The sequence below is a fragment of the Salinivibrio sp. MA427 genome, assembly GCF_001996115.1.
Lineage (GTDB): Bacteria > Pseudomonadota > Gammaproteobacteria > Enterobacterales > Vibrionaceae > Salinivibrio > Salinivibrio costicola.
The window spans coordinates 1-5,423 of sequence record NZ_MUFH01000178.1 but is presented as its reverse complement, the minus strand read 5'-3'; the positions used below and the strand labels follow the sequence as shown (position 1 = coordinate 5,423).

The following is a 5,423-nucleotide window of genomic DNA, read 5'->3' as shown; positions in this document are numbered from 1 at the left end:
CACATAAATTAAGTACACGCGCTGCCGACTGTATACATAGACACCGGCGCTATAGAGTGCCATCAGCATGGCAAAACTCACAAATCCGCCCCATACCAAATGCAGCGATTTGGCGAAATGGTCATAGCGCCCATGATCCATCACCCATAGTGGCATGGTTGCCATGTCTCGTGACGTTACTTTGATCAAAAGCTGATTAGCATGCTCAGGGAGCAAGGTCACGGGCACTGAGGACGGCAAGGGCAAGCGGTTCAGTCTTTCTGGTGTAATATCGCCAGCTTTTACACGCGAGCGAATCTGTTCACCATCGAGGACGTGATAAGCGTCAAGATAATCAATTGAAGGGTTATCAGTGATCACATGTATCGGCCGCTCAGTGAGGCCCGTATAGTCAAAGCCGATGTTGATCCAGTACGTTTGGTAAGCTAATTTCCATGGAATGTGGGTTGGCTCTGATACCGACGTGAAAGGGGCATGTGCCATTACATAATCCAGTGATAGCTCGTTCGTCTCGTCAACAAAGTAACTATAGTTTACGTCAAGAAGAGGCTGCTCTTCGGTCGTACCCTCACTGAGATCAGCAATCCACACCCCGAACGTACTCAAGGCGAGTAATGCGAGCAATGTCGCCCCCCAGATCAGGGGTTGTCGTGATTGTAGTGCGTGCATCAAGCCACACTCCCTTAGCCAAAGACAAGCTCGTCATCATGCTATTTTTCTACGTAGCCGCGAGTCTCTTCTACACAGCCGCTAGTAGTTTTGTTTGAACGAGCACTAATAAACTTAGATAGCAATGGCTACTTTTTCAAACAGAGCACACCACGCATTCTCGTTTGCTCGCGATTTCAACGATATTCTCGTCAATCGATAACCGAGCACCGTAACAGCTTATGAACATTGGTATCGCGACAGAACATTTGTTCGTTTTGTATAACAGGCGTATACTGGTAAGCATTGCATTCATCGTGCCTTTAAACGCAACCTAAGGTACCGTTCAGTCGCGAGACCATCGAGCATGAGCATATCAACGCCCCCTGATCACTATCACGAAGACACCGACTTATTAACTGAAATCGCCATTTTGTACTATCAACAAAGCGCGACTCAGGAAGAAATTGCTCGCAAATATAAAATCAGCCGCCCCAAAGTAAGCCGTCTTTTACGTAAAGCACGTGAAGAAGGTATTGTGGAAATCACGGTCAAATTCCATCCCGTACACAGTGCCCAGCTCGAACAGCGATTGATGGCCAGGTTTAACCTTAAACGCGCCTTAATTTCACTCGACCAACCGAGCGCCGAAGAACAACGTACACAAGTCGCGACCTTGGTATCCTCTTATCTTGACGGTAACCTTAACGATGGCATGGTGGTTGCGGTGGGCCAAGGTCAAAATGTCGCAGCGGTCGCCGATCACCCGGGGGTTGTCTCGCATCGTCAAGCCCGGTTTGTTTGCGCAATAGGCGGCACACACCGCAGCGGTGACGCGTTTAATGCCGATCATATCTGTCGACGATTAGCCAAAAAGTTTGGGGGGAGCAGTGAAACCCTATACGCCCCAGCGTATGTGGATAATGAGTCGATTCAACAGGTGTTCGTGTCCCATCCGAATATCAGTGAAACCTTGAACCAGGCCAGAAAAGCAGAGTTTGCACTGGTCGGCATTGGCGATATGGATGAGAATAGTCATATGGTCAAATTGGGTTGCTTTACCGCACGCGAGTTTGTTGAAGCACGGGTGAATCATGGTATTGTCGGAGACATCGGCGGTTTTGATTTCTTCCGACTTGACGGACAACCCACGGATAACCTGATGCGTGGTCGTGTGGTTGGACTGGCGATGCCAGATTTGGCACGTATTCCGAGTGTTATTGCCATGGCGAGCGAGAGCCGCAAAGCCTTATCGATACTCGGTGCGCTGAGAACGGGCGTTATCGATGTACTCGCGACCAGTGCAAGCTGCGCAATGGCCCTGCTGAATATGTCGGAGCCTGCACCTGATGAAAGCGTGTTCACATTTCAACAGGATGAGTARATTCGTGACAAAAGAGTGAGACGTAACTCTCTTTATATCGCAATACAATTGACAAGTGGCGTAAAAAACTCAAAGATCGTCACATCATTTGCTCAGACGCGTTGCATCTGTTCATATTCAGATCAAGCGTTAGCACGTAACTCGGCGTCTGGGCCTACCACGTAAAGAAGGTGAGTGAAGATGAGCAACAAACTGGACCAACTCCGAGCCCTAACCACCGTTGTCGCAGACACAGGCGATATCGAAGCGATTAAAAAGTACCAACCGCAAGACGCAACCACCAACCCTTCGCTGATCCTGAAAGCCGCGCAAATCAAAGAGTATGCGCCATTGATTGATGAAGCGATTGCGTATGCGAAATCACACAGCAGTGATGCCGACCAACAAGTCGCCGATACCTGTGACCGCCTCGCAGTGAACATTGGTAAAGAGATTCTTAATGTCATTCCTGGTCGCATCTCCACAGAAGTCGATGCCCGTTTATCCTATGACACCGACGCAAGCGTTGCTAAAGCACGTAAACTGATCAGCATGTACAACGAAGCAGGGATCAGCAACGATCGTATCCTGATCAAACTGGCTTCAACCTGGGAAGGCATTCGTGCCGCTGAAATCCTGGAAAAAGAAGGGATCAATTGTAACCTGACGCTATTATTTTCGTTCGCACAAGCGCGTGCCTGCGCAGAAGCCGGCGCTTACCTGATTTCACCGTTTGTTGGCCGTATTATGGATTGGTACAAAGCCAAAGAAGGCCGTGATTTTGAGCCTGCAGAAGACCCAGGCGTGAAGTCCGTTACCACCATTTATAACTACTACAAAGCACACGGCTACGACACCGTTGTGATGGGCGCAAGCTTCCGCAATGCCGGTGAGATCCTAGAATTAGCCGGCTGTGACCGCCTCACGATCAGCCCACAATTGTTGCAAGAGCTAAGCGATGCTGAAGGCGATATTCCTGTGAAGCTAAAAGACACAGGCGCCACCGAGCAACGCCCAGCAGCAATGACCCATGCGGAATTCTTGTGGGAACACAACCAAGATCCGATGGCCATCGAAAAACTTGCTGAAGGCATCCGAAACTTCGCGGTCGATCAAGGTAAACTTGAAGACATGATTCGCGAACAACTGTGATCCAACCCAAAGCGTGATTTAACACAATAAAAGCGGTTTAGGCCGCTTTTATGATATCGTTTTCTCTTATTTCACCTGTTCAACCTGTAGGTAAACACATGGAACGCAAAATGTTAGCCAACGCCATCCGCGCCCTTGCGATGGACGGTGTTCAAAAAGCCAAATCTGGTCACCCAGGCGCCCCAATGGGCATGGCCGATATCGCCGAAGTATTGTGGCGTGACCACATGAATCACAACCCGCAAAACCCAGATTGGGCTAACCGTGATCGCTTTGTGCTCTCAAACGGCCACGGCTCAATGCTGATCTATTCATTGTTGCACCTGACTGGCTACGATCTTGCTATCGACGATCTGAAGCAGTTCCGTCAATTGCACTCGAATACCCCAGGCCACCCTGAATATGGCTATGCACCGGGTATTGAAACCACCACTGGCCCACTCGGCCAAGGGATTACCAACGCCGTCGGTATGGCCGTTGCTGAAAAAGCACTGGCAGCACAATTTAACCGTGACGGTCACAACATCGTCGATCACCACACCTACGCATTCTTAGGTGATGGCTGCTTGATGGAAGGCATCTCTCACGAATCGTGCTCACTGGCGGGCACGCTAGGTCTCGGTAAATTGATCGCATTCTGGGATGACAACGGCATCTCAATCGACGGTCACGTTGAGGGTTGGTTCTCTGACGACACCGCTAAGCGTTTTGAATCTTACGGTTGGCATGTGATCCCCGCTGTCGATGGCCACGATGCGGATGCGATTCAAGCTGCATTGAACGCTGCGAAAGCCGAAACCGGCAAACCGACGCTGATCTGCACCAAAACCACCATCGGTTATGGCTCGCCAAATAAATCAGGCAGCCACGATTGTCACGGCGCGCCGCTGGGTGATGACGAAGTACAAGCGGCACGTGAATTCCTAGGTTGGGAACACGCGCCTTTCGAGATCCCACAAGACATCTATGCACAGTGGGACGCCAAAGAAGCCGGCGCAGCTAAAGAAGCAGCTTGGAACGAGCAGTTTGCCGCATATCAAGCACAATACCCTGAGCTTGCCGCCGAGTTTACCCGTCGTATGAACGGTGAACTGCCAAACAACTGGGACAGCGAAACTCAAAAACTGATTGCGGATCTGCAAGCCAATCCAGCTAAGATCGCATCACGTAAAGCGTCGCAAAACGTCTTAGAAGCGTTCGGCAAACTGCTACCAGAACTGCTCGGTGGCTCAGCCGACTTGGCACCGTCTAACTTGACCATGTGGTCAGGCTCGAAAGCGATCACCGCAGACGACGCAAGCGGCAACTACCTGCACTATGGTGTGCGCGAGTTCGGGATGACCGCCATCATCAACGGTATTGCCCTGCACGGCGGGTTTGTTCCTTACGGGGCGACCTTCCTGATTTTCATGGAGTATGCACGTAATGCCATGCGCATGGCGGCACTGATGAAAACGCAGAACATTCAGGTTTACACCCACGACTCAATTGGCTTGGGTGAAGATGGCCCAACTCACCAGCCGGTCGAGCAAATGGCTAACCTGCGCCAAACGCCGAACATGAGCACCTGGCGCCCTTGTGACCAAGTCGAATCGGCAGTAGCGTGGAAAACCGCGGTAGAGCGTAAAGACGGCCCAAGTGCGCTGATCTTCTCGCGTCAAGGCCTGGCTCAGCAAGAGCGCGACGAGACCCAATTGGCGAACGTTGCCAAAGGCGGTTATATCCTCAAAGACTGTGCAGGCAAACCTGACCTGATCTTTATTGCGACTGGCTCTGAAGTAGAGCTGGCTGTTGAATCAGCTGCTCAGCTAAGCGAAGCAGGCAAACAAGTCCGTGTGGTCTCTATGCCAAGCACTGACTTATTCGATAAGCAAGATGCCGCTTATCGCGAGTCGGTATTGCCATCAGACGTCACTGCGCGCATTGCGATTGAAGCGGGTATTGCTGATTACTGGTACAAGTACGTAGGCTTGGACGGCCGCATCATCGGGATGACCACCTTCGGTGAATCAGCGCCCGCTGACGAGCTGTTCAAAATGTTCGGCTTCACGGTTGAAAACGTGGTTAACACTGCAGAAGAGCTGCTGTCTTAACAGCGCATCGATGACACGTTAATCCTGCATTACACGTTACTAAGGCCAGTCAGCGATGACTGGCCTTTTTTTGTCCAAATGAACATCATCGCTTTACAAGTGAACAGATTGCTGTACGGTGGTCACAGCTCTGGAACACGGAGCGTCAATGATTCATCAAGTAAAAG

At 50.7% G+C, this 5,423-nt stretch carries 4 protein-coding genes; 3 read left to right on the top strand and 1 reads right to left on the bottom strand.

What is annotated here, in order from left to right; translation table 11 throughout:
- The coding region (locus BZG79_RS11035; protein WP_242414166.1) for a 7TM-DISM domain-containing protein at window positions 1–669 on the bottom strand (669 nt) is incomplete at its 3' end.
- 346 nt (window positions 670–1,015) lie between these two features.
- On the opposite strand from BZG79_RS11035, the gene BZG79_RS11030 reads away from it, so the two are divergent.
- The 3 genes from BZG79_RS11030 to tkt all read left to right on the top strand — a co-directional run bounded on the left by BZG79_RS11030 (window position 1,016) and on the right by tkt (window position 5,256).
- Window positions 1,016–2,032, top strand: coding sequence for a sugar-binding transcriptional regulator (locus tag BZG79_RS11030; protein ID WP_077460847.1), 1,017 nt, complete (start codon window positions 1,016–1,018; stop codon window positions 2,030–2,032).
- 180 nt (window positions 2,033–2,212) lie between these two features.
- Window positions 2,213–3,163: a transaldolase gene (gene tal, locus BZG79_RS11025; RefSeq protein ID WP_077660599.1), complete on the top strand. Its 951-nt coding sequence runs from the start codon at window positions 2,213–2,215 to the stop codon at window positions 3,161–3,163.
- Between the two features lie 98 nt (window positions 3,164–3,261).
- Entirely contained in the window at window positions 3,262–5,256 is a 1,995-nt protein-coding gene (tkt, locus tag BZG79_RS11020) for a transketolase (protein ID WP_077774408.1), read from the top strand.
- The last annotated feature ends 167 nt before the right edge of the window (window positions 5,257–5,423 follow it).

Bases quoted from the DNA above. Each gene is read 5' to 3' on its own strand.
- tal (WP_077660599.1), top strand. From the start codon at position 2,213: ATGAGCAACAAACTGGACCAACTCCGAGCCCTAACCACCGTTGTCGCA.
- tkt (WP_077774408.1), top strand. From the start codon at position 3,262: ATGGAACGCAAAATGTTAGCCAACGCCATCCGCGCCCTTGCGATGGAC.